Source organism: Sphingomonas sp. CCH10-B3 (assembly GCF_001556185.1).
Taxonomy (GTDB): Bacteria; Pseudomonadota; Alphaproteobacteria; order Sphingomonadales; family Sphingomonadaceae; genus Sphingomonas; species Sphingomonas aquatica.
In genome coordinates this window covers 1-24,259 of record NZ_LSIJ01000026.1, presented here as the reverse complement: position 1 = coordinate 24,259, position 24,259 = coordinate 1, and the positions used below count along the sequence as shown (strand labels likewise).

Below are 24,259 nucleotides of genomic sequence, written 5' to 3'. Positions count from 1 at the left end.
TCAGAACTTTGCGGTGATCTGGCCCCCGAAGAAGCGCGGTTCAGCGGGGATCAGCGTCGCCCCGCCGAAAGCGCCGCCGGTATTGCCCGCGTCCAGCAGATAGCGTTCGCTGGTCGCGTTGCGGATGAATGCCGACACCTCGTACCGGCCATCCATGAAGCTCAACCCGGCGCGGGCGTTGAGCAGGGTCACCGGGCCTTGCGCGATCAGCGGATTGTTCGGCAATTCGAAAAACAACCGGCTGCGATAGGTGACGGTCGGCGTCGCAAACACGCGCACGCCGCCGCCGATCGGCGCATCGATCGTGAAGCCGCCGGCGAGCTGAATTTCGGGCTGCAAGCGGAAGCGATTGCCGGCAAAGCGGCCATTTGCAGCGACATTGTCGATCCCGCCGCTGATGTAGCCGATATTGCCGAACAGGTTCGCCCACGACGCGAGCTTCAGGTTCAATTCGGCTTCAACACCCAGATTGTTGGCCGATCCGGCGCTCTGTGTCACCGTCTGGCCGGTCGGCAGCTGCACCGAAACCTGGAAGTTGAAATACTGCTGGTAATAGATGCCGAGCGACCCCGACACTGGGCCAACCCGGCCCTTGATGCCGCCTTCATAGTTCCAGACGACTTCTTCGCCGACCGGCGTGAGCGCCGGGACCGGACCGGCGGGGGTCGATGCCGCGCCGAGCTGCACAACCGGCGAGCGACGCCCCTTCGAGATCGTCGCGTAGAGGTTGATGTCGTCGGTCAGCCGGAAAAGCGCGTTGAAGCGCGGCAGGATGGCCGTGAAGCTATCTTCTGCCTGAAAGGTCTGGCCGCGTGTGTCGACTTGCCCCGGGATCACGGACGCACCGCCGGTGAGGCCCGAACGCGGCACAGTCGCGAAGAAGGTCGACCGGCGCTTTTCGATCTGGATACGCACGCCCGCTGTCAGTTCCAGCCGCGGCGTCGGCGTCCAGGCGATGTCGGTGAAGACCGAATAAGTGTCGTTGCGGCCACCGTTGCCGAATACCGAACGGTAGAAAATCGGCGTCTGGGCATCGGCAGGTACCGTGCCATTAGCCGCTACGCACGTCGGCCCCAGGCCACCGCCTAGGCAAGCGAAGAACACGCGTTCGTTGGTCGAAAAGGGTACGACCTGCTCGCTGTCTTCGCGGAAGTAGTTCCAGCCAAATGCCGCGCGGATGTGCGAATCCTTATAGGTGAAGCGTCCTTCGTGGTTGACTTGATAACCAAAGGCGTTTTCGGCGAATTCCAGAAAAGTCGCTCGCGACCCGTCGGCGTCGAAGATTTCGAGGCTGTCGAAGCGGCGGAAACCGTTGACGGTCGTGAAGTTCCACCCCGGGGCAAAGTCATAGGACGCCGTCAGATTGGCATCATAGACGTTGCGGGTCAGGCCGAGCAGCGGCGCACCAAGATCGGCAGCCGAGCGTGGCGAGCCGCTCAGATTGGCCGGGCCGAAGGGATTGGGCGGGCCAGCTTCGGTCGGAAGACGGCTCGAAATGAACGGCGTGCCGCCGTTGCGCTGCCGATCATAGGTGGCCACGAAATCGAGCGTGAACGCATCGACCGGTTGGTAGCGGAGCGAAGCGCGCAGTCCCAACTGATCCTGCGAATACAGGTCGCGCTGTACCGTCGAGAGATTGCGCACATAGCCGTCGCGGTTCTTATACTCGCCTGCAAAGCGGACGCCGAGCGTGTCTCCGCCATAGTTGACGAAGCCCGAGGCGAGCTTTGCATCGAAATTGCCATAGCCGAGCGTCAGTGCACCCGAAGCGCCCCTCTGGGGCTTCGCAGAGATAATGCTGATGGCGCCGACCGCCGAAGCGGTCCCGAACAGGGTGGCTTGGGGCCCCTTGATGACTTCGACGCGATCAACGTCGAAAATCGCCTGATAGGAACCACGCGAGCGCGAGATGTCGACCCCGTTGTAGTAGAGCGTCACGCGCGGCCCCTGCTGGGCGGAGCCGCTGTCCGACGTGATACCGCGAATGACAACGCCGGGGTTGTTGGCGCTCTGTTCCTGAATGTTCAGGCCGGGGACGAAATTCGACAGTTCGTCCAGGTCGGACACGCCCAGTTCGCGCAGCCGGGGGCCAGTGTTGACAGAAATCGTGATCGGCACATCTACCGCGCGCTGTTCGACTTTCTGCGCCGTCACGATCACTTCGGTGCCGTTTTCGGCATCCTCGTTCGCCGGTGCAACCTGGGCCTTGGCGACGTGCGCGATGCTGGCCGTCGACAGCATGAGCGAAGCGATAGCGAAGCGACGAACATTCATTGGTGATTCCCCCATTTGGACGCTGCAGCCCTTGGGGACGCCATGTGAATGTTGCGCTGCACAACCTTGACTGATCGGTGATCATCGAGCGACAGTTCAGCGACACAGTCTGGCAGTTCGTGAGATTCAACCCTGTTATCAAATCACTAATGACGCTGGGCGATCAGCCTGCGGTTGACGCAAAATTCACTCGGCGATCAGATTTGAGCGAATAATTGTGCGAACGCGAATTGGGGCACGCCAGGATTGGTGCGACCTGCGCCAAATGGGGCCGCATGCGCCCTGCATGCGGCCCCGGTGTTGGAAGGATGCGCTAGGGCCGGGATCAGCCCTGGGCCTGACCCTGACCCTGGACAAGGAAGCTCGCCAGTTCGGTCTTCGACACCGACTTGCTCTTGTCGGTGTCGGTCTGGACGAACGCCTGGTCGACCCACTTCTTCAGCGCGGCGCTGCCGGGCTTGGCTTCCGGGTCATTCGCGCGCAGCGATGCCATCCAGGCGCCGAATTCCGACTTGCTGAGCGCGCCGTCGCCATCCTTGTCATAGGTCGGAAAATCGGCTTCGACCACCTGCGCAACCTTGGCTTCGGGCGATGTCGGCGCCGCCTGATCTGTGGCGGGCATCGCGTCGGTCGACTGCGGCGTGGCCGTCTGACCGGGGCTGGTTTGCACCGGCGCCGTCTGCGGCATGCCATCCGTGGTTGTCGGCGCCGTCGGCGTCGAACCGGGCGCTGTTGTTGGCGCCCGCTGTGCCAGCGCGGGCGATGCGATCAGCATGGCACTGGCAAGAAGACCGTACTTAATCATAACTCTTCTCCGTTCATGTTTCAGCAATATTCGCTGAAGGCTCGGTCATTTCTCGACTGCCCTCGCGAATAGAACTGAGGACTGTCCAAATTGATGCGCAACAATGTTGTTTGTTACGGCGGCTGGGCTTTGCTAGGGGGCGGCTGGTCGCGCGCCTGTTGCGCTGGCGCGACGAGCCGTGCTTCGAACACCAGAGGATTTTGGATGGTTCCCCGCTATTCCCGCCCGGCAATGACCGCGATCTGGTCGCCCGAGGCGCGCTTTCGCATCTGGTTCGAGATCGAGGCGCATGCCACCGACGCGCTTGCCGAGCTGGGCGTGGTACCGAAGGAAGCTGCCGCCGCGTTGTGGCGCTGGTGGGCGACCGAACCGGCGATCGACGTCGCCGCGATCGACGCGATCGAGGCCGTCACCAAGCATGACGTGATCGCTTTCCTGACCTGGGTGGCCGAGCAGGTCGGCGACGAAGCCCGCTTCATGCATCAGGGCATGACTTCGTCCGACGTGCTCGACACCGCACTGGCGGTGCAGCTCGCGCGCGCAAGCGACCTGCTGATCGCAGATGTCGATGCGCTGCTCGATGTGATCCGGCGCCGCGCCTTCGAGCACAAGCTGACGCCGACGATCGGGCGCAGCCACGGCATCCACGCCGAGCCCGTCACGTTCGGGCTCAAGCTCGCCGGCTATCATGCCGAATTCCAGCGCGCACGAGCGCGGCTGGTGGCGGCACGCGCCGAAATCGCGACCTGCGCGATTTCGGGCGCGGTCGGCACCTTCGCCAACATCGACCCGCGCGTCGAGGCGCATGTCGCCGCCAAGCTTGGCCTCAGCGTCGAGCCAGTCTCGACACAAGTCATCCCGCGCGATCGCCATGCAATGTTCTTCGCGACACTCGGCGTCGTCGCGTCGTCGATCGAACGTCTCGCCACCGAAATCCGCCACCTGCAGCGCACCGAAGTGCTCGAGGCCGAGGAATATTTCTCGCCCGGGCAAAAGGGCTCATCGGCAATGCCGCACAAGCGCAACCCGGTGCTGACCGAGAATCTGACGGGCCTTGCGCGGATGGTGCGCGGCTATGTAACGCCCGCGCTCGAAAATGTCGCGCTGTGGCACGAGCGCGATATCAGCCATTCGTCGGTCGAACGCTATATCGGTCCCGATGCGACGATCACGCTCGATTTCGCGCTCGCGCGGCTGACCGGCGTGGTCGACAAGCTCGTCGTCTATCCGGCGCGGATGCAGGCCAACCTCGACCGGATGGGCGGGCTCGTCCATTCGCAGCGCGTGCTGCTGGCGTTGACGCAGGCAGGCGTCAGCCGCGAAGATGCCTATGCGCTCGTCCAGCGCAACGCGATGAAGGTGTGGGAATCCGACGGCGCGCTGTCGCTGCGCGACCTGCTCAAGGCCGATCCGCAGGTTGCGGCGGCACTGACGTCCGCCGAGATCGACGCGCGCTTCGACCTCGATTACCACTTCGCGCAGGTCGATGCCGTGTTCGCGCGCGTCTTCGGCGACTGATCGGGCGTGCGCCCCCGGGCCTTACTCGTCGAGCGTCGGAGGTGCGAATTCGGCGAGGATCGCCTCGCGCACGTCCTCCCAATCGGGAAAATTCCACCGCGACGGCCGCTCGATCCCCACGATCGGATCAAACGAAGATGGCGAATAGCGCCACGGCAGCGCCCGGCGGGTGATAATGCAGTAAAAGGGGCAGACCGGCGGCTTGGTCGGATCGGCATCGGGATCGTCAAGCACGATCGCCAGCCGCCCGCTTTGCAGGCGGACCATCGTACCCGGCGGGAAGATGCCGATCATGCCGGCAAAAGCCGTCAGGATCTGCGGATCGAACTGGTCGGGGACGCTCGTCATCCATTCGAGCGCGCGCGCCGGTGACCAAGCATCCTTGTGCGCGCGCGGCGACGTGACCGCGTCATACACATCGCAGATCGCCGCCATCCGCGCGTGCAGCGACAGCCGGTCGCGGCCCAGCCCGGTGGGATAGCCGCTGCCGTCCGGCTTTTCATGGTGGTGAAGGACAACGTCGAGCACGATCGGCGGCAGTCGCTCGCCCGCGCTCAAAATCTGGTGCCCGATCGCGCAGTGGCCGCGCACCATATCGGTTTCCTTCGGCGTGAGCGGGCCGGGCTTCACGAACAGTTGCGGCATCACCATGGCCTCGCCCACATCGTGCAGCAACCCCGCCAGGCCGATATCATGGTCGAGCGCGGGATCGAGCCCGAGCCGCCGCGCAAGGTTGATCATCAGCCCGCACACCGCAATCGAGTGCATATAGACATGGTCGTCGCGGTCCTTGATGCGGATGACGCTCATCACGGCACCCGGATGGCGCTTGACCGATGCAGCGATGCCGCTGACGATCGGCCAGAGCGGCTCGACGTCGAGCGCCCGGCCAAAGCGGACATCGTCAAAGGCTGCCTTGATGCGCCCCTTGGCGACGGCCACGATCTCGCGGGCGCGAGCGCGCTCCTGCGCCACCGTACTGCGGCGCGAGGTGATGTGCAGCCGCGGCGCCGGCGGCGGCGGCAAGGCCGTTTCGGCCAGGGCTTGCGGTGCGAGCGCGCTGGCGATGGGTTGGGTCAGCGGCCGCCAGTCGGCGGGAATGAGCGTGCTGTAAGGATCAAGATTCTGACGGTCGGCGCTCACGTTGTGCAACCCTGTCGGATGGTGAAAAACTCATCAACCGATCTAGGCGGCGGCGCCTAACCATTAACTAAAATGCGCCCCGGATCAGGGGGCGCAACCATCATCCTTTAGTCGCAAAAGCGCGGAATTCTGGGCAGATCGGCGGCTTATCGCACGCCGAAGGGATCATCGCGCACGCACCCGGACCGCCTTAGTTGCTCGCTTCGAAATGCGACAGAATGGCGGTGCGCATTTCGTTCCAGTTGGTCAGCCGCCAGCGATCGGGGGATTCGATCCCGACGATCGGGTCCATCCCCGGCGGCGACAGGCGCCACGGCAAGGCTTGCTTGCTCATGATGCAGTAAAAGGGGCAAACCGGCGGCGTTAGCGGATCGCCATCGGGATCGTCGAGCACGACCGCCAGCCGATCGCTTTGCAGCCGCACCATTGCGCCGACGGGAAAGATGCCAATCATCCCCGAAAACACGCTCAGGATCTGCGGGTCGAACTGGCCCGGTTCCGACGCCATCCACTCGATCGCCTCAGCCGGCGACCATGCCGCCTTGTACGTCCGCGCCGAGGTGACCGCGTCATAGACATCACAGATCGCCGCCATCCGCGCATAGGTCGACAGGCTGTTGCGATCCTTGAAGTCGGGATAGCCAGTGCCGTCGAGCCGTTCGTGATGGTGCAGCACCACATCGAGCACAAGGTCAGGCAAGCGATCGTCGCCGCTGGTCAGAATATCGTGGCCGAGTTCGCAATGCGTGCGCATCACGGCGGTTTCCTCCGCTGTCAGCGGCCCCGCCTTATCGAGCAACGTCGTCGGGATACGCGCCTTGCCCACGTCGTGCAGCAGCCCCGCGAGGCCGATCGTGTGATGCAACGACGGATCGATGTTCATCCGCCGTGCGAGGTTGATCATCAGGCCGCAGACCGCGACCGAATGGAGATAGGTGTACTCGTGCCGGTCCTTGATCCGCGTCACCCCCATGATCGCGCCGGCATGGCGTTCGACCGACGCCGTGATGCTGCTCACCAGCGGCCACAGCGCCTTGACGTTGATGTTGCGGCCAAAGCGCACATCCTCGAACGTCGAGGTGATCTGTTCCTTGGCGACCGACACGATCTCGCGCGCACGATTGCGTTCCTGCGCGACCGAGGCGCGGCGCGCGCCGAGGTGCAGCGCGGCCGGGCCCAGGCTCGCGCGCGGCGCTGGTCGTGGCGCGGCGACGCGTCCCCCGGTCCCCGGTGCGCGCCAGTCGCCCTGCAGGAATGAATCGTCGCTCTGATAGTCCCGGCCGTTGAAATCCACGGAAAAAATCCCCTGCCCACCCGATGACATCGGTGGACAATGGATGCGCAGATCATTGTCATCACCCTTCTAACGGACAGGGTTAATCGGCCCATTCTGGGTAATGCATCAGACGCAAGTGCGATTTCGTGTAATAAAATTGCAAGAGCGCGCAACGATCGCCAATTGTTGCGCAGCCGGTATTGTCCGGCCTTGGAGACCCATCATGCGCTATGTCGACGCAGCGGGCAGCACCGTGCTGACCCTGCTGAGCCTTGTGCTGGTGGCTGGAGTTTTCACCCTTTAGTCACTGGCCCTCCGCCCCTTTTTGCAAAAAGGGGCGGGTTGGCGCGGCATTTCAACCGCCGAGTGCGGTCTTCACTTTCTGAAAAAAACCGCTCGTTTGCGGGCATTCATGGCCAGTTTCGGTCGCGCGGAAGGCTTCGAGCAGTTCGCGCTGCTTGGGCGTCAGCTTGGTCGGCGTCTCGACTTCGATCCGCACCACCAGATCGCCGCGACCGCGCCCCTGCAGCACCGGCATGCCGGCGCCGCGCTGGCGCAATTCGCGGCCCGATTGCATCCCCGGCGCGATCCGGATTTCGTGATGCTCGCCGTCGAAGCCCGGAATCGTCACCGTGCCGCCGAGCGCAGCCGTCGTGAAGCTGATCGGCGTGCGCGCATAAAGCGTGGTCCCTTCGCGCTCGAAGATCGCATGCCGGGCGACGTGCAGGAAGATATAGAGGTCGCCCGGTGGCGCGCCGCGCATCCCCGCTTCGCCTTCGCCGGTCAGCCGCACGCGCGTGCCTTCGTCGACGCCGGGCGGGATGTTGACGGTCAGCGTCTTGGTCTTGTCGACGCGGCCTTCGCCCCGGCAATTGGGACAGGGATCGGCGATCACCTGGCCCATGCCGTGACAGCTAGGGCAGGTTCGCTCGACCACGAAGAAACCCTGCTGCGCGCGCACCTTGCCCATGCCGCCGCAGGTGGTGCAGGTTCGCGCCGCGGTGCCGGGCCGCGCGCCGCTGCCGCCGCATGGATCGCAAACGCCCGACACATCGACGGTAATCTCGCGCGACAGGCCATGAAAGGCGTCTTCTAGCGTGATTTCCATGTCATAGCGGAGATCGGCCCCGCGCTGCGCCGACGGCCGACCGCCACCGCGCCCGCCCATGAATTCGCCGAAGATATTCTCGAAGATATCGCTGAAGCCGCTGAAATCCTGAGGTCCCGCGCCACCGCCCTGCTGGAAGGCGGCATGGCCGAAGCGGTCATAAGCGGCGCGCTTCTGCGGGTCCTTCAGACAATCATAGGCTTCGTTGATCGCCTTGAACTTCGCCTCGGCGCTGTGGTCGCCCGGATTGCGATCGGGATGCCAGCGCATCGCGAGCTTGCGGTATGAGGATTTCAGCGTGGCATCATCGGCGCCACGCTCGCATTCGAGCAGTTCGTAATAATCGACCTGAGATGTCATCGATGGCCCCCGCCCTCGAACCCGTCATCCCGGCGCAGGCCGGGATAACGGTCGGTGCGTTCCAAGCTGTTACGCCTTGGTGTCATCGACTTCCGAAAATTCGGCGTCGACCACGTCTTCCTTGGGTGCCTCGGGGGCAGCATCGGCAGCGGGCGAGGCATCGGCCTGCGCCTGCTTTTCATAAATCGCCTGGCCGAGCTTCATCGCAACCTGCTGCAACTCGCCCGACTTGGTCTTCATGGCCTCGGCATCGCCCGATTCGACGGCGGCCTTGGCTTCGCGCAGTGCGGTTTCGATCTGGCCCTTCAGCGTCGCGTCGATCTTGTCGGCATGCTCGGCCAGCTGGCGCTCGGTCGTGTGGATCAGGCTTTCGGCGGTGTTCTTCGCCTCGGCCGCGTCACGCCGCTTCTTGTCCTCTTCGGCGAACTGCTCGGCATCGCGGACCATCTGCTCGATGTCGGCATCGCTCAGGCCGCCCGAGGCCTGGATGCGGATCTGCTGTTCCTTGCCGGTGCCCTTGTCCTTCGCCGACACATTGACGATGCCGTTGGCGTCGATGTCGAACGTGACTTCGATCTGCGGCACGCCGCGCGGCGCCGGCGGGATACCGACGAGGTCGAACTGGCCGAGCAGCTTGTTGTCGGCGGCCATTTCGCGCTCGCCCTGGAACACGCGAATCGTCACTGCCTGCTGATTGTCGTCGGCAGTCGAATAGGTCTGCGACTTCTTGGTCGGGATCGTCGTGTTGCGGTCGATCATGCGCGTGAACACGCCGCCCAGCGTCTCGATGCCGAGCGACAGCGGCGTCACGTCGAGCAGCAGCACGTCCTTGACGTCGCCCTGCAGCACGCCTGCCTGAATCGCGGCACCCATCGCCACGACTTCATCGGGGTTGACGCCCGAGTGGGGTTCCTTGCCGAAGAAGTCCTTCACAACTTGGCGCACCTTGGGCATGCGGGTCATGCCGCCGACGAGCACGACTTCATCGATGCCGCTCGCCTTGACGCCAGCGTCAGCCAGCGCCTTGCGGCACGGCTCGAGCGTGCGCTGGATCAGGTCGTCGACCAGCCGCTCGAGATCGGCGCGGGTGATCGACTTGACGAGGTGCTTCGGCCCGTTCTGGTCGGCGGTGATGAAGGGCAGGTTGACTTCGGTGGTGGCTGCCGACGACAGCTCGATCTTGGCCTTTTCAGCCGCTTCCTTCAGCCGCTGCAGCGCAAGCTTGTCCTTGGTCAGGTCGATGCCTTCGGCCTTCTTGAAATCTTCCGACAGGAAGTTGAGCAGCTTGTTGTCGAAATCCTCGCCACCCAGGAAGGTGTCGCCGTTGGTCGCCTTCACTTCGAACACGCCGTCGCCGATTTCGAGGATCGAGATGTCGAACGTGCCGCCGCCAAGGTCATAGACCGCGATCGTCTTGCCGTCCTGCTTCTCCAGCCCATAGGCGAGCGCCGCCGCGGTCGGCTCGTTGATGATGCGCAGCACTTCGAGGCCCGCGATCTTGCCGGCGTCCTTGGTTGCCTGGCGCTGCGCGTCGTTGAAGTACGCCGGTACGGTGATCACCGCCTGCGTCACCGTCTCGCCCAGATAGCTCTCGGCGGTTTCCTTCATCTTCTGTAGCGTGAAGGCGCTGATCTGCGCCGGCGAATAATCCTCGCCGCCGGCCTTCACCCACGCGTCGCCGTTCGGGCCCTTGACGATGTGATAGGGCACCAGTTCGGTGTCCTTCTTGGTGATTGGATCATCAAAGCGGCGGCCGATCAGGCGCTTGACCGCGAATACGGTATTGTCGGGGTTGGTGACCGCCTGGCGCTTGGCCGGCTGGCCGATCAGCCGCTCGCCATCCTTGGCGAAGGCGACGATCGACGGCGTGGTGCGCGCGCCTTCGGCGTTTTCGATGACCTTGGGCTTGCCGCCCTCCATCACTGCAACGCAAGAATTGGTCGTCCCAAGATCGATACCGATAACTTTAGCCATGGTCCTCCGTCGGCCCCCATATCCAAATGAATGTCTGCTTCGTCACGACGCCAGTTCCCCCGAGCGCCGTGTCCAATGTCCGCGATATAGGGGGGCTTTTGCTTGCCGCAAGATTGGCGCCCGCCTAGAAGAATCGGGTCGAAATCCACATTCGGGAATAACTGGCCGATGCGCCCCGCCTTCACGCTCCTGTTCGCCGCCGTGCCGCTTGCTGCTGTCACGGCCTGCGGCCAGCCCGCCCAGCTCTACGTCGATGGTGCCTATGTCCGGCTGCCGGCGGTCGCGGGACGGCCGGGTGTCGCCTATTTCACGGTCCACGGCGGCAAGGACGCAGCGACACTGATCAGCGTCACGTCGCCGCGCGTCGTCAAAAGCGAGCTGCACGAAAGCATGTCGCAAGGCGGGATGGCATCGATGGCCCCGATCGGCGAAGTGCCGGTGCCGGCCAAGGCCACGCTCAAATTCGCCCCCGGCGGCAAGCATGTCATGCTGTACGACATCAACAAGAGCGTGCAGGCCGGCGGCAAGATGACGCTGGTCTTTACCTTTTCGAACAACGAGCGGATCGAAGTCGAAGCGCCAGTGATCGCAGCGGGCGATCCGCCGCCCAAATGAAGGGGCGCCCGCTGACGCTGGGCGAAGTCGCGCTTGCCCGCAGCATGTTCGGCGACGCGATCGATTATGCGCAGCCGCGGATCGTACGCGGTAAATGGGCCTTTTTCCAACCGCGCGAAACCGTGATGGCACCGCTCGGCAATGTCCATTTCCACCCGCTCGGCACTGGCTATCGCGACGATTTCGCGGCGGGCTCGCTCGGCGAGCAGGGGCTGCTGATCCACGAGCTGGTGCATGTCTGGCAGCATCAGAACGGCCTTTTCCTGCCGCTCCAGCGTCATCCCTTCTGCCGCTATCGCTACCGCATCCAGCCCGGGCGCCCGTTCGAGCGCTATGGCATCGAGCAGCAGGGCGAGATCGTCCGCCACGCTTTCCTGCTGCGCCACGGCGTCTGCGCGGTCGGCGCCGAGCCCGGGTTCGACTACGAAGCGTTGCTGCCCTTTCGCTGAAGGCCTAGAGCCGCGCGATGCGCTCGCTTGACCATTATGGCCTCTCGGCCAGCCACGGCTTCCTGTCGCCGCACGAAATCGACGAAGTCGCACTGCCGCCCGATTTCGACGCGGTCGAGGACGCTGCGGCGATGCTGCCCGACTATCTCGCCACCGGGCGCGTGCGGCATTGGCTCGCGCGAGTGCCCACACCCGACATTGCCGACTTCATCGCTGCTGCCGACGATGCCGAGGCGGGCGTCGCGATGCTGCGCTACGGCTTTCTCGCGCAGGCCTGGGTGTGGGGGGAGGCCGAGCCGACCGCCCGGCTGCCCGCCAATCTCGCGGTGCCGCTGGTGGCGCTTGCCGACCGGCTCGGGCTCAAGCCGATCATGACCTATCAGCATTATGTGCTCGATAACTGGTTCCGGCTCGACAAGGCGGGCGAGATCACGCTCGGCAATCTGGCAATCGACCAGCATTTTGCGGGCGGTCGCGACGAGAGCGGCTTCATTCTGGTCCATGTCGCGATCGAGGCGATTGCGGGCCGCGCGCTGGAAACCGCCGTCGATCTGGTCAACGCGGCGGACAGGCAGGATGGGCCGGCAGTCGAGACGCTGCTCGGCGGCATGGAAATGGCCCTCGGGGCGATCAATGCCGGGCTCGAGCCGATGGCGGCGGCGTGCGACCCGCATGTCTATTATCACCGCGTGCGGCCCTATCTGTTCGGCTGGCCGGGCGACGGGCTGATTTATGAAGGCGTCGCGACGCTCGGCGGCAGGCCCGTGTCCCTGCGCGGCCAGACCGGCTCGCAGAGCAGCATCGTGCCCGCGATCGACGCCGCGCTCGGCGTGCCGCACGGCGCGAGCGCGCTTAGCGCGTTCCTCGACGAAATCCACGGCTATCGCGCGCCACGCCACCGCACTTTCATCGAGGATTTACGGGCGAGCAAGGTGCGCGAGGTCGCCGCAACCAGCGCCCCCTTGCGCGACGCCTATAACGCCTGCCTGACGCAACTTGCACAATTCCGCACCGCGCATCTGCGGCTGGCGGCGACCTACATCAGCGCGCAGGCCGCGACTTCGGGCGGCGATGGCGAGACCGGTACCGGCGGCACGCCCTTCCTCACCTATCTCGCGCGCCACCGTGACGACAGCCGGGCGGCGTTTCTTTCCTAGGATTGCGCTTTGCCGGATGCGCTATCCAACCGCTTGCCCTGAGCTTGTCGAAGGGCCGTCCTACTTCTGCCCGCGGCTCGCAAAAGAAGAACGGTGCTTCGACAAGCTCAGCACGAACGGTTGAAGAGAGATACGAACTAGGTTGTTCTAGCTTCCGCGCGCCCCTTCCCCCTCGCGATACTGCTTGCTAAGGCGCTCGCGATCGACGCCCGCGCGCGTGCGGCTTCCTGCCGCCTCCCCGCCGCATCCGGGCCAAACATAGAGGAGTCGGACATGACCGCCATCGGACAGGACAGCCTGAACACCCGCGCCACGCTGAACGCGGGCGGCAAGAGCTACAGCTATTTCAGCCTGTCCAAAGCGGCCGAAAAGCTCGGCGACGTCAGCCGCCTGCCCTTTTCGATGAAGGTGCTGCTCGAAAACCTGCTGCGCTTCGAAGACGGCAAGACGGTGAGCGTCGAGGACATTCAGGCACTGGTCGACTGGCAGAAGAACCCGCAGGCGCCCGACCGCGAGATCCAGTATCGCCCGGCGCGCGTGCTGATGCAGGACTTCACCGGCGTCCCCTGCGTCGTCGATCTCGCGGCGATGCGCGACGCGATCACCAAGCTTGGCGGCGACGCGCAGAAGATCAATCCGCTGGTGCCCGTGCACCTCGTGATCGATCACTCGGTGATGGTCGACGAATTCGGCACGCCCAAGGCATTCGAGGAGAATGTCGAGCTCGAATATGCGCGCAACAACGAACGCTATGAATTCCTGAAATGGGGATCGAAAGCGCTCGACAATTTCAAGGTGGTGCCGCCGGGCACCGGCATCTGCCACCAGGTAAACCTGGAAAACATCGCGCAGGCGGTGTGGTCGTCGGCAAACGGCAGCGACGCGATCGCCTATCCCGACACCTGCGTCGGCACTGACAGCCACACGACGATGGTCAATGGCCTCGGCGTGCTCGGCTGGGGCGTTGGCGGGATCGAGGCCGAAGCGGCAATGCTCGGCCAGCCGGTGTCGATGCTGATCCCCGAAGTCGTCGGCTTCAAGCTGACCGGCACACTCGCCGAGGGCATCACCGCGACCGATCTGGTGCTGACCGTGACGCAGATGCTGCGCGCCAAGGGCGTGGTCGGGCGCTTCGTCGAATTCTACGGCCCCGGCCTCGACGCGCTCAGCCTCGCCGACCGCGCGACGATCGCCAACATGGCCCCCGAATATGGCGCGACCTGCGGCTTCTTCCCGGTCGACGACGCGACGCTCACTTATCTGCGCCTCACCGGCCGCAGCGACGAGCAGATCGCGCTGGTCGAAGCCTATGCCAAGGCGCAGGGCATGTGGCGCCTCGCCGACGCGCCCGATCCGGTCTTCACCGACACGCTGGAGCTCGACATGGGCTCGGTGGTGCCGTCGCTGGCAGGGCCGAAGCGCCCGCAGGACAAGGTCGTGCTGACGCAGGTCGACGATGTGTTCAACGCCGACCTGTCCGGCGTCTACAAGCATGCCGAACCCAAGCGCGTCGCGGTCGAGGGCAAGGATCATGACATCGGCGACGGTGACGTTGTCATCGCCGCCATCACCAGCTGCACCAACACGTCGAACCCCTCGGTGCTGGTGGCCGCCGGGCTCGTCGCGCGCAAGGCGAATGCGCTGGGGCTGAAGCCCAAGCCCTGGGTCAAAACGTCGCTCGCGCCGGGATCGCAGGTCGTCACCGACTATCTCGACAAGGCCGGGCTGACCGCCGATCTCGACGCGATCGGATTCAATCTCGTCGGCTATGGCTGCACGACTTGCATCGGCAATTCGGGACCGCTTGCGCCCGCGATTTCGGCAGCAATCAACGACAATGACATCGTCGCTGCCTCGGTGCTGTCGGGCAACCGCAACTTCGAAGGCCGGGTATCGCCCGACGTGCGCGCCAACTTCCTCGCCAGCCCGCCGCTGGTGGTTGCCTATGCGCTGAAGGGCTCGGTGACGACAGATTTCGTCGCGACCCCGATCGGCCAGGCAACCGATGGCACCGACGTGTATCTGAAGGACATCTGGCCGACCAATGCCGAAGTCCGCCAGGTGATGGACGCCAACATCGACCGCGGCATGTTCCAGTCGCGCTATGCGCAGGTCTTCACCGGCGACGCCAAGTGGCAGGCAATCGACGTGACCGGATCAGACACCTATGTCTGGCGCGCAGGGTCGACCTACATCGCCAACCCGCCCTATTTCGAGGGCATGACGATGACGCCCGCCCCCGTCACCGACATCATCGACGCGCGCCCGCTCGCGGTGTTTGCCGACTCGATCACCACTGACCACATCTCGCCCGCCGGCAGCATCAAGGCCGACAGCCCGGCGGGCAAGTTTCTGCAGGAGCATCAGGTCTCGAAGGCCGACTTCAACTCCTATGGCGCGCGGCGCGGCCACCACGAGGTAATGATGCGCGGCACCTTCGCCAACATCCGCATCAAGAACGAAATGACGCCCGGCATCGAAGGCGGTGTGACCAAGTACATCCCGACCGGTGAAGTCATACCGATCTATGACGCGGCGATGCGCTACAAGGCCGACGGCACGCCGCTCGTGGTCGTCGCGGGCAAGGAATATGGCACCGGGTCGTCGCGCGACTGGGCGGCGAAGGGCACCAACCTGCTCGGCGTGCGCGCGGTCATCACCGAGAGCTTCGAGCGCATCCACCGCTCGAACCTCGTCGGCATGGGCGTGCTGCCACTCCAGTTCGCCGAAGGCACCGATCGCAAGACGCTCGGCCTCGACGGGACCGAGACCTTCACCATCACCGGCGTCGCTGAACTGAAACCGCGTCAGGATGTCGAGGTCACTCTGACGCGCGCAGACGGCACCACCAGCACGTTCCTGACGAAGTGCCGGATCGATACCATCAACGAGCTCGAATATTTCCTCAACGGCGGCATCCTGCACTATGTGCTGAGGAACCTCGCGGGGGCGTGAGCGAAGCGCTTTCCGCCACCTGTCATTGCGGCGCGGTCGGAATCACCATTCCGGCCGCGCCGGATTATCTCAACGACTGTAATTGCTCGCTTTGCGTCACTCGCGGCGGCCTGTGGGGATATTTCCCGCCCGCTAACGTCGTCATTACCGGCGAGACCAGCCGCTATATCCGCGCCGACCTGAAAGAGCCCGCGCTCGCCACCCATTGGTGCCCGCGCTGCGGATCGACGACGCATTGGCGCGCGATCGATCCCGCCTATGATCGCATGGGCGTGAACCTGCGCCTGTTCGACCCGGCCATCTGGGAAGCGATCGACATCCGCCACGTCGATGGGCGAAGCTGGGAAGGATGAGCGTGAACACGCTCATCGAAGTCGTCGGATGGGCAGCCGCGCTGCTCATCCTCGCTTCCTATCTGCTGGTATCGACCGGGCGGCTCGACGGGCGGTCGCCGACGTTCCAGTGGATGAACGTCGTTGGCGCGGCCGGCTTCATCCTCAACAGCGGCTGGCACGGCGCGCTGCCGTCGGCGGCGCTCAACATCGCGTGGATGGCGATCGGTGTAGTGACGCTGATCGGCCTCGCGCGAAGCCGGGCGCGCTGAGCGGCGCGGCTAGTTGAACTGCGCGACCAGCGTCGGCGCCTCGACGGTACCGCCGCGCTGCAGATAGAGCGACGACTCGCTCTCATTGCCCTTGACCAGCGCATAAACCAGCTCGCCGAGCGGATTGTCGCGGCGATCGAAAGTGAAGACCGCCGTCATCGGCTGCGGCCGCAGATCTGCCGGACGCTCACCCTCGATGGCGAGCGCCACCACCGAGGTCAGCGTGCCGTACATCGGACCTTCGGGGCCCGTGATCTTGAAGGTCTGGCCGACGGCGGCCGACCAATATTCGGTTTCGGTCTGGGCTTTGGAGGCAGTGGCCGCGGCGGCGAAGCTGACGCCCTTGGCCTCGGGCACCACGCTGAGCGCCGAGGCGCTGCCGAGGTCATTCGAGCAGCCGCCGAGCAGACCCAGCGGCCCCATCGCTGCGCCACAGGCCACCGCCGACTTGATCAGCGCGCGCCGCGAGGTCTCCCCCTGCATCATCTTAATTCCCCTTAACCTCGCTCGACACAAATCCGTAATTGATTTTGTCAGGCGCTGCCAGCGTGGGCGCGCGACCGGGCGTACAGAAAATAGACGGCGAGGCCGACTGCGTTCCAAATCACGAACGAAATCTGTGTCTTGGTCTGGAGGCTGGTAAACAGATAGATGCAGCCAAGAATCGCGGCCGGCGCGACAAACCACGCAAATGGCGTGCGAAACGGTCGCTTGGTGTCCGATTCGTGTCTTCTCGACACCAAGACACAGGCCGCGACCGCAATGAACGCGATCAGCGTGCCGGCATTGGCAAGACTTGCGATTTCATCGAGCGGCATCAGCCCCGCGACGATGGCGACCAGCACGGCGGTCAGCGCCGTGATCCGCGCCGGCGTGCCCCGCGCCGAGATTTTGGCCAGTCCCTGCGGCAGGAAGCCGTCGCGCGCCATCACCAGGAAGATGCGGCTCTGGCCGTAGAGGAAGGCAAGCAGCACCGTCGGCAGCGCAATCGCCGCGGCGGCGGCCACGACCGTCGCAATGCCGCCCTGCCCGATCGAGCGCAGGATCAGCGCGAGCGGCTCGGCGCTCTTGCCGAACTGCGACACCGGCAGCGCGCCGACCGCAACCGCCGCAACCACCAGATAGATCGCCGTGCACGCCAGCATCGAGCCGATGATGCCTATCGCCAGGTCACGCTCGGGCCGCTTGGCTTCCTCGGCCGCGGTCGAGATCGCATCGAATCCGTAGAAGGCGAAGAAGATGATCGCCGCGGCACCCATCACGCCGTATTTGACCCCGCCGTCGCCCGCGACGCTGCCATAGCCGCGTGGCGCGAACGGCGTGAAATTGGCGGCGTCGAAATAGGGCAGCGCAACCATAACGAACAGCGCCAGCGTCGCGATCTTCAGGATGACCAGCACCATGTTGAGCCGCGCACTTTCGCGCGTGCCGAGCATCAACAGCCCGGCCACCACCGCGATGATCGCGACCGCGGGCAGATTGACCACGCCGCCCAGCGCAGGGCCGTTGGCGAGTGCCGGCGGTACCGTTACCCCCAGCCCTTGCAGGAAACCCACGGCATAGCCCGACCAGCCGACCGCCACCGTCGACACGACCAGCGAATATTCGAGGATCAGGCTCCACCCGACCACCCAGGCAAAAATCTCGCCCAGCACCGCGTAGCTATACGTATAGGCACTGCCCGACGCCGGAATCATCGTCGCCATTTCGGCATAGCACAGCGCCGCGCACGCGCAGATCGCACCCGCGACGACAAAGCTCAGCAGGACCGCTGGCCCCGCCCGGTCGGCGCCCACGCCGATCAGCGTCAGGATGCCGGTGCCGACGATTGCGCCGACGCCGAGCGCGACCAGGCTAGGCCAGCCGAGCGTGCGCGCCAGCCGATGATGCTCGGGCTGATCATCGCCCGTCAGAATCGCTTTGGTTCGGAACAGGCTGGCCAAATTTATCGTCCCCCTCGGTGTCGCGCTTGTCGAAGCGTCGCATTTTCGTCAGGGGGTTAGAAAGGAAATGCGGCCCGACGACAAGTTCGGGCGAACGGAGATGGACAAGATGGACATGACGCTCGACTTCGCGCTCGGCGAGACCGCCGACATGATCCGCGAGACGACCCAGCGCTTTGCGGGCGCTGAAATCGCGCCCAAGGCCGCCGCGATCGACGCCGAGAACAAGTTCGACCGCTCGCTCTGGCCCGCGATGGGCGCGCTCGGGTTGCATGGCATCACTGTCGAGGAGGAATGGGGCGGGCTCGGCCTCGGCTATCTCGAACATTGCGTCGCGATGGAGGAAGTCAGCCGCGCCTCAGCGTCGATCGGGCTCTCCTATGGCGCGCACTCCAACCTTTGCGTCAACCAGATTCGCCGCTGGGGTTCGCCCGAACAGAAGGCCAAATATCTCCCCAAGCTGATTTCGGGCGAGCATGTCGGATCGCTGGCAATGTCCGAAGCGGGCGCAGGGTCGGACGTGGTGTCGATGAAGCTGAAGGCCGAGCGGCGCGGCAATGACCGCTATGTGCTGAATGGCACCAAATTCTGGATCACCAATTCGACCGAAGCCGACACGCTCGTCGTCTATGCCAAGACCGAGCCCGAGGCGGGATCGCGCGGGATCACCGCTTTCCTGATCGAAAAGGGCATGGCCGGGTTCAGCGTGTCGAAAAAGCTCGACAAGATGGGCATGCGCGGGTCGGACACTGCCGAACTCGTGTTCGAGGATTGCGAAGTCCCCGCCGAGAATGTGATGGGGCCGACCAATGGCGGCGTCGGCGTGCTGATGTCGGGCCTCGATTACGAGCGCGCCGTGCTCGCCGCCGGGCCGCTCGGCATCATGCAGGCGTGCCTCGACGTGGTGCTGCCCTATGTCCGCGACCGCAAGCAGTTCGGCCAGTCGATCGGCCAGTTCCAGCTGATCCAGGCCAAGGTCGCCGACATGTATGTCGCGCTCAATTCGGCCCGCGCCTATGTCTATGCAGTCGCGCGCGCGTGCGATGCGGGCAAGACGACGCGCTTCGACGCCGCCGGCGCGATCCTGCTGGCGAGCGAGAATGCGGTGAAGGTGTCGCTTGAGGCGATTCAGGCGCTGGGCGGCGCGGGCTATACCAAGGAATGGCCGGTCGAACGCTTCCTGCGCGATGCCAAGCTCTACGACATCGGCGCGGGCACCAACGAAATCCGCCGCTTCCTGATCGGCCGCGAGCTGATCGGCGCGGGGTGAGTCAGCGGCCGAGCGCTGCTGCCCGACGCTCACCCAGCAGCAGTGCCGCCATATCGCCGCGCACCTGAAAGCTGACGACCAGCAGATAGATCGACAGGAAGGTCGCGCCGCCCAGGCTCGCGACCGGCGCCAGCGCCAGCCCGACGGCGGAGAAATTGTGGCGCCACGCGACCCACAGTCCCGACAGGATGAGGAAGCACGCGAAGTCGACGTTGAACTGCCCCTGCCAGCCCATCTCGCCGATCGCGCCAAAGAACAGCGGCACCAGTCCCATCCCATGCTGCGCAATCACTGGCAGCGTGTAGGCGGTGATCAGCACGAAGATGGCGACGAGCAGAATCCGAAATCCGGTCACGAGCGACTCTCCCTGTAGCGATTGCTACAGGTGGTAAGCGAGGCGCAGCGTGCTGGCAAGCGCCGCGCCTCCTACCCTTGAGGCTTACCAGACCTTCACGCGCTTTGCGGGCGCCAGATACAGCTTGTCGCCGGGCTTGACGCCGAACGCCTTGTACCAGCCATCCTGATTGCGCACCGTCAGCGCGCGAAAGCGGGCGGGCGAATGCCCGTCGGTTGCGACTTGCCCGCGCAGCGCCTGATCGCGCATCTTCGACCGCCATGCCTGCGCAAAGGCGAGGAAGAAGCGCTGGTCGCCGGTCAGCCCGCCGATCACCGGCGCGGGCTTGCCCTTCAGCGATGCATGATAGGCGTCATAGGCCGCCGCCAGCCCGGCAACATCGGCGATATTCTCGCCCAGTGTCTGCTCGCCGTTGATCCGCAGCCCCGGCAGCGCTTCGTAGGCGCTATATTGCGCGACGAGGGCCGCGCTTTGCTCCTTGAAATGGGCAAAGTCAGCCGGCGTCCACCAGTCGCGCATGCGCCCGCTCGCATCGAATCCGGCACCCAGATTGTCGAAGCCGTGGCTGATTTCGTGACCGATCACGGCGCCGATCGAGCCGTAATTGGCGGCGGCATCGCGCTTCGGGTCATACATCGGCGCTTCGAGGATCGCCGCCGGGAAGTTGAGCGCGTTCTGCAGCGGCAAGTTGACCGCGTTGACCGTCTGCGGCGACATCCACCACTCGCCCTTGTCGGGCGCCGCGTTCAGCTTGGCGAGCTGCCAGCGATATTCGGCAAGCTGGGCGCGCTTCGCGTTACCGACCGGATCATCGGCCTTGATTTCGAGCGCCGCATAATCGCGCCACCGTTCGGGATAGCCGATGCTGACGCGCATCGTCCTGATCTTGTTGCGCGCCTCGGCCTTGGTCGCAGGCGCCATCCAGTCGAGCGCGGCGACGCGCTTGTCGAACGCGGCGAGGATGTTGGTCACCATCGTCTGGATGTCGCGCTTCGACGACGCGGGAAAATAGCGCGCGGCGTAAATCCGCCCGACCGCATCGCCGAGATTGGCGTTGACGCTGGCGAGCGCCCGCTTGTCGCGTGGCCGCTGCTGGCGCGTGCCCGACAGCGTCTTGCCGTAGAAATCGAACGATGCCTGATCAAACGCGCTCGGCAACACCGCCGTCACTGCGTCGATATGGTGGAACGCCAGCCAGTCCTGCCAGCTCGCCAGCGGCTCGCTCGCGACCAGCGCCGACAGCTTCGTCGTCGCATCGGGCATCCAGACGATGAAGTCCTGCCGGCTGCCGAGCTGCGCCGCGCCGAAGAAGGCGTTCCAGTCGATCCCGGGCGCCTTGGTATCGAAATCGGCGCGCTGCCAGGGATTGTTCGCCTTGTGCACGTCTTGCGCGGCGACATTGTCGAGATGCGCGGTCGCGATCTTGGTTTCGAGCGCGATCACCCGGTCGGCGCGCGCCGCCGGATCGCTCATCCCCGCCAGCGTGAAGATCTTGACGACATAGTCGCGGTAAGCCGCGCGGGTAGCGACCGCTTCCTTCTCGGTCGACAGATAATAGTCGCGCTCGGGCATGCCGAGCCCGCCCTGCAACAGATAGGGGACGGTCTTGGTCGGCGCCTCCAGCCCTTGCGCGACGAACACGCCGAACAGATGCGCGGTGTGGAAATTGGTCGCGTTGAGTGGGTCGACATCGGCACGCACATCGGCGCCGAGCATTGCCGACAGCGCGCGCTTGTCGGCGAGCGCGGCGATGGCGTCGAGCTCGGGCTTCAGCGGCGCAAGGCCGCGTGCCTCGATCGCCGCAGTATCGGTATAGGCGCGGTAATAGTCGGCGATCTTTCGCTGGTCGCTGCCGGGCGCGGCCTTGGCGGCGATGGCGGCATCGACGATCGCGCGGTTGCGCGCTTCGGCGAGATTGACGACTTGTAGGAACGCGCCGGTCGACGCACGATCGGCGGGAATCTCGGTCTTGGCGCGCCATGCTCCGTTTGCATAAGCGTCGAAATCGTCGCCCGGCTTGACGCTCTTGTCGATGCCGGCGGTGTCGACGCCGGCCGGCAGCGTCACCGGCGCCTTGCCCGGTGCCGCCAGCGCCACCGCGCCTGCGCTTGCGAGCAGCATCGCTGCCAAAATTGCCTGACGCTTCATCCTGTTTCTCCCTGATCTTGTGACGGCGGGATTACACCGGCCGCGCGGCGCGCGCCAGCTTCCCAACCGCGATCGGCAAGGCTAGTCAGGCGCTACGAAAGCAGAGAGGAAGCCGCATGAGCGCCCCGGTGCTCGACACCAAAATTTCGGTCGAGAGCGACCTGTTCCGCGCCAATGCCGCGCACAACCGCGCGCTGGCCGAGCGGCTGCGCGCCGATGTCGCCAAGGCGGCGCTGGGCGGCAACGAGAAGTCGCGCGAGCGCCACACGGCGCGCGGCAAGCTGCTGCCGCGCGACCGCGTCGAGCGGCTGCTCGATCCGGGCTCGCCGTTTCTCGAGATCGGCCAGCTCGCCGCGCATGAGGTGTATGGCGAGGACATTCCGGGCGCGGGCATGATCGCCGGGATCGGCCGCGTGTCGGGCCGCCAGTGCATGATCGTCTGCAACGATGCGACGGTGAAGGGCGGCACTTACTATCCGTTGACGGTGAAGAAGCATCTGCGCGCGCAGGAGATTGCGCAGGAAAACCGGCTGCCGTGCATTTATCTGGTCGATTCGGGCGGGGCGAACCTGCCGCATCAGGCCGAGGTATTCCCCGACCGCGACCATTTCGGCCGCATCTTCTTCAACCAGGCCAATATGTCGGCGCTCGGCATTCCACAGATCGCCTGCGTGATGGGCAGCTGCACTGCGGGCGGCGCCTATGTGCCCGCCATGTCCGACGAGACGATCATCGTGCGCGGGCAGGGCACGATCTTCCTTGCCGGGCCGCCGCTGGTGAAGGCCGCGACCGGCGAAGTGATTTCCGCCGAGGAGCTGGGCGGCGCCGACACGCATGGCCGCAAATCGGGCGTGGTCGATCACGTCGCCGAGAATGACGAGCATGCGCTGACGATCGTGCGCGACATCGTTTCGCATTTGGGCAACCCGTTAGTGTCGAGCGAAGTCGAGACACGGTTCAAGGACCCTCGCCCGCCCAAATATGACGCTGACGAACTTTACGGCATCGTGCCGCAGGACGTGCGCGCGCCGTACGACGTGCACGAAGTGATCGCGCGGCTGGTCGACGGGTCTGAGTTCCATGAGTTCAAGGCGCTCTACGGCACCTCGCTGGTGTGCGGCTTCGCGCATATCTGGGGCATGCCGGTCGCGATCCTCGCCAACAACGGCGTGCTGTTCAGCGAGAGCGCGCAGAAGGGCGCGCATTTCATCGAACTCGCCTGCCAGCGCCGGGTGCCTTTGCTGTTCCTCCAGAACATCTCGGGCTTCATGGTCGGCGGGAAATATGAGGCCGAAGGGATCGCCAAGCACGGCGCCAAGCTGGTGACGGCAGTGGCGACCGCGAGCGTGCCCAAGATCACCGTCTTGATCGGCGGGTCGTTCGGCGCGGGGAACTACGGCATGTGCGGGCGGGCTTACGGGCCACGCTTCCTGTTCACCTGGCCCAATGCACGGATTTCGGTGATGGGCGGCGAACAGGCGGCGAGCGTGCTGGCAACGGTCCACCGCGACGCGGAGACCTGGACGCCGGAGGAGGCCGAGGCGTTCAAGGCCCCGATCCGGCAGAAATATGAGGACGAGGGCAACCCCTGGCACGCGACGGCGCGGCTATGGGATGATGGGATCATCGATCCGGCGCAGACGCGCGATGTGCTGGGGCTGAGCCTCGCCGCCTGCCTCAACGCGCCGATTGCGGACGCCCCCCGGTTCGGGGTGTTCCGGATGTGAGGGTGTGACAATGCTCCATCCACCCCCGCCGTCACCCTGAACTTGTTTCAGGGTCCAATGTGCCACCACTCCCGCCAATGCCCGTTGCGCGGTGGATGCTGAAACAAGTTCAGCATGACGATCGTCGTTTGCGTGTCCGTCAGCCCCTTGGGCGGGGAGGACGGGCCGGTATCGGATCAAACCCCAGACCCACCGCCAAATCATCCCAATGCGGATTCTCCGATTCGATGAGGTTGATCTTCCAATCCCGGTGCCAGCGCTTCAGCTGCTTCTCGCGCGCAATCGCGGAAACCATGTCATCGAACATCTCGTATCGAACCAGCCGAATCACGCCATAGCGCGACGTGAATCCCAGCACCTGGCCAGCGCGGTGCTGGTGCAGACGCGCCATCAGGTCGGACGTCACGCCGACATAGATCGTTCCCAGCGGGCCGCTCGCCAGAATATAGGTGCAAGGCTGCTTGCTCATTGTCACTATGGCTAGCACATGGCTCGCAGCACGGTGGATGCTGAAACGAGTTCAGCATGACGGAGACGACCTGATGCCCCTCTTCCTCCTCCCCCTCCTCCTCCAGATC

At 64.8% G+C, this 24,259-nt stretch carries 20 protein-coding genes; 9 read left to right on the top strand and 11 right to left on the bottom strand.

Annotation, left to right across the window (positions count from 1 at the left end; genetic code table 11):
- Both AX672_RS05905 and AX672_RS05900 read right to left on the bottom strand, forming a co-directional pair.
- Window positions 1-2,274 carry a TonB-dependent receptor gene (locus AX672_RS05905; RefSeq protein ID WP_066649772.1) on the bottom strand — a complete coding sequence of 758 codons (2,274 nt, stop codon included), beginning with the start codon at window positions 2,272-2,274 and terminating at the stop codon, window positions 1-3.
- Window positions 2,275-2,599: 325 nt separating this feature from the next.
- On the bottom strand, window positions 2,600-3,079 hold the full coding sequence (locus AX672_RS05900) for an EF-hand domain-containing protein (RefSeq protein WP_066649769.1): 480 nt from the start codon (window positions 3,077-3,079) through the stop codon (window positions 2,600-2,602).
- A 204-nt stretch (window positions 3,080-3,283) separates the two neighbouring features.
- On the opposite strand from AX672_RS05900, the gene purB reads away from it, so the two are divergent.
- Window positions 3,284-4,597: an adenylosuccinate lyase gene (gene purB / locus AX672_RS05895; RefSeq protein WP_066649766.1), complete on the top strand. Its 1,314-nt coding sequence runs from the start codon at window positions 3,284-3,286 to the stop codon at window positions 4,595-4,597.
- A gap of 21 nt (window positions 4,598-4,618) precedes the next feature.
- Here the strand turns inward: purB and AX672_RS05890 are convergent, their stop codons facing one another.
- The 4 genes from AX672_RS05890 to dnaK all read right to left on the bottom strand — a co-directional run bounded on the left by AX672_RS05890 (window position 4,619) and on the right by dnaK (window position 10,458).
- Window positions 4,619-5,740 carry an HD-GYP domain-containing protein gene (locus AX672_RS05890; RefSeq protein ID WP_168727357.1) on the bottom strand — a complete coding sequence of 374 codons (1,122 nt, stop codon included), beginning with the start codon at window positions 5,738-5,740 and terminating at the stop codon, window positions 4,619-4,621.
- A 190-nt stretch (window positions 5,741-5,930) separates the two neighbouring features.
- The gene (locus AX672_RS05885; protein ID WP_066649761.1) at window positions 5,931-7,034 is read right to left on the bottom strand and encodes an HD-GYP domain-containing protein; all 1,104 of its coding nucleotides are present in this window, start codon (window positions 7,032-7,034) and stop codon (window positions 5,931-5,933) included.
- A 337-nt stretch (window positions 7,035-7,371) separates the two neighbouring features.
- Complete coding sequence (gene dnaJ / locus AX672_RS05880) at window positions 7,372-8,484, bottom strand: molecular chaperone DnaJ (RefSeq protein WP_066649758.1); 1,113 nt, start codon at window positions 8,482-8,484, stop codon at window positions 7,372-7,374.
- 69 nt (window positions 8,485-8,553) lie between these two features.
- On the bottom strand, window positions 8,554-10,458 hold the full coding sequence (dnaK, locus tag AX672_RS05875) for a molecular chaperone DnaK (protein WP_066649755.1): 1,905 nt from the start codon (window positions 10,456-10,458) through the stop codon (window positions 8,554-8,556).
- A 168-nt stretch (window positions 10,459-10,626) separates the two neighbouring features.
- Here dnaK and AX672_RS05870 point away from each other — a divergent pair, with 168 nt between their 5' ends.
- The 6 genes from AX672_RS05870 to AX672_RS05845 all read left to right on the top strand — a co-directional run bounded on the left by AX672_RS05870 (window position 10,627) and on the right by AX672_RS05845 (window position 16,238).
- Window positions 10,627-11,073 carry a copper chaperone PCu(A)C gene (locus AX672_RS05870; RefSeq protein ID WP_066649752.1) on the top strand — a complete coding sequence of 149 codons (447 nt, stop codon included), beginning with the start codon at window positions 10,627-10,629 and terminating at the stop codon, window positions 11,071-11,073.
- The gene (locus tag AX672_RS05865) at window positions 11,070-11,522 is read left to right on the top strand and encodes a vgr related protein (protein ID WP_066649743.1); all 453 of its coding nucleotides are present in this window, start codon (window positions 11,070-11,072) and stop codon (window positions 11,520-11,522) included. Before AX672_RS05870 ends, AX672_RS05865 begins: the two co-directional genes overlap by 4 nt.
- Window positions 11,523-11,539: 17 nt before the next feature.
- Window positions 11,540-12,679, top strand: coding sequence for an indoleamine 2,3-dioxygenase (locus AX672_RS05860; RefSeq protein WP_066649734.1), 1,140 nt, complete (start codon window positions 11,540-11,542; stop codon window positions 12,677-12,679).
- Between the two features lie 273 nt (window positions 12,680-12,952).
- Window positions 12,953-15,634, top strand: coding sequence for an aconitate hydratase AcnA (gene acnA / locus AX672_RS05855; RefSeq protein ID WP_066649731.1), 2,682 nt, complete (start codon window positions 12,953-12,955; stop codon window positions 15,632-15,634).
- Window positions 15,631-15,987, top strand: coding sequence for a GFA family protein (locus AX672_RS05850; RefSeq protein ID WP_066649728.1), 357 nt, complete (start codon window positions 15,631-15,633; stop codon window positions 15,985-15,987). Before acnA ends, AX672_RS05850 begins: the two co-directional genes overlap by 4 nt.
- Window positions 15,984-16,238: a CBU_0592 family membrane protein gene (locus AX672_RS05845; protein WP_066649725.1), complete on the top strand. Its 255-nt coding sequence runs from the start codon at window positions 15,984-15,986 to the stop codon at window positions 16,236-16,238. The genes AX672_RS05850 and AX672_RS05845 overlap by 4 nt, the downstream gene beginning before the upstream one ends.
- A gap of 9 nt (window positions 16,239-16,247) precedes the next feature.
- Here AX672_RS05845 and AX672_RS05840 read toward each other — a convergent pair whose 3' ends face one another.
- Complete coding sequence (locus AX672_RS05840; RefSeq protein ID WP_066649722.1) at window positions 16,248-16,724, bottom strand: hypothetical protein; 477 nt, start codon at window positions 16,722-16,724, stop codon at window positions 16,248-16,250.
- Between the two features lie 47 nt (window positions 16,725-16,771).
- Window positions 16,772-18,181, bottom strand: coding sequence for an amino acid permease (locus AX672_RS05835; protein WP_066649720.1), 1,410 nt, complete (start codon window positions 18,179-18,181; stop codon window positions 16,772-16,774).
- Between the two features lie 109 nt (window positions 18,182-18,290).
- On the opposite strand from AX672_RS05835, the gene AX672_RS05830 reads away from it, so the two are divergent.
- The gene (locus tag AX672_RS05830) at window positions 18,291-19,451 is read left to right on the top strand and encodes an isovaleryl-CoA dehydrogenase (protein ID WP_168727364.1); all 1,161 of its coding nucleotides are present in this window, start codon (window positions 18,291-18,293) and stop codon (window positions 19,449-19,451) included.
- 1 nt (window position 19,452) lies between these two features.
- Here the strand turns inward: AX672_RS05830 and AX672_RS05825 are convergent, their stop codons facing one another.
- Window positions 19,453-19,806, bottom strand: a complete 354-nt coding sequence (locus AX672_RS05825) for a hypothetical protein (protein ID WP_066649718.1) — start codon at window positions 19,804-19,806, stop codon at window positions 19,453-19,455.
- Window positions 19,807-19,890: 84 nt separating this feature from the next.
- The gene (locus AX672_RS05820) at window positions 19,891-21,954 is read right to left on the bottom strand and encodes a M13 family metallopeptidase (RefSeq protein WP_066649699.1); all 2,064 of its coding nucleotides are present in this window, start codon (window positions 21,952-21,954) and stop codon (window positions 19,891-19,893) included.
- A gap of 116 nt (window positions 21,955-22,070) precedes the next feature.
- On the opposite strand from AX672_RS05820, the gene AX672_RS05815 reads away from it, so the two are divergent.
- Window positions 22,071-23,681: a carboxyl transferase domain-containing protein gene (locus tag AX672_RS05815; protein ID WP_066649697.1), complete on the top strand. Its 1,611-nt coding sequence runs from the start codon at window positions 22,071-22,073 to the stop codon at window positions 23,679-23,681.
- Window positions 23,682-23,820: 139 nt separating this feature from the next.
- Here the strand turns inward: AX672_RS05815 and AX672_RS05810 are convergent, their stop codons facing one another.
- Window positions 23,821-24,150: a GIY-YIG nuclease family protein gene (locus AX672_RS05810; RefSeq protein WP_066649695.1), complete on the bottom strand. Its 330-nt coding sequence runs from the start codon at window positions 24,148-24,150 to the stop codon at window positions 23,821-23,823.
- Window positions 24,151-24,259 lie beyond the last annotated feature (109 nt).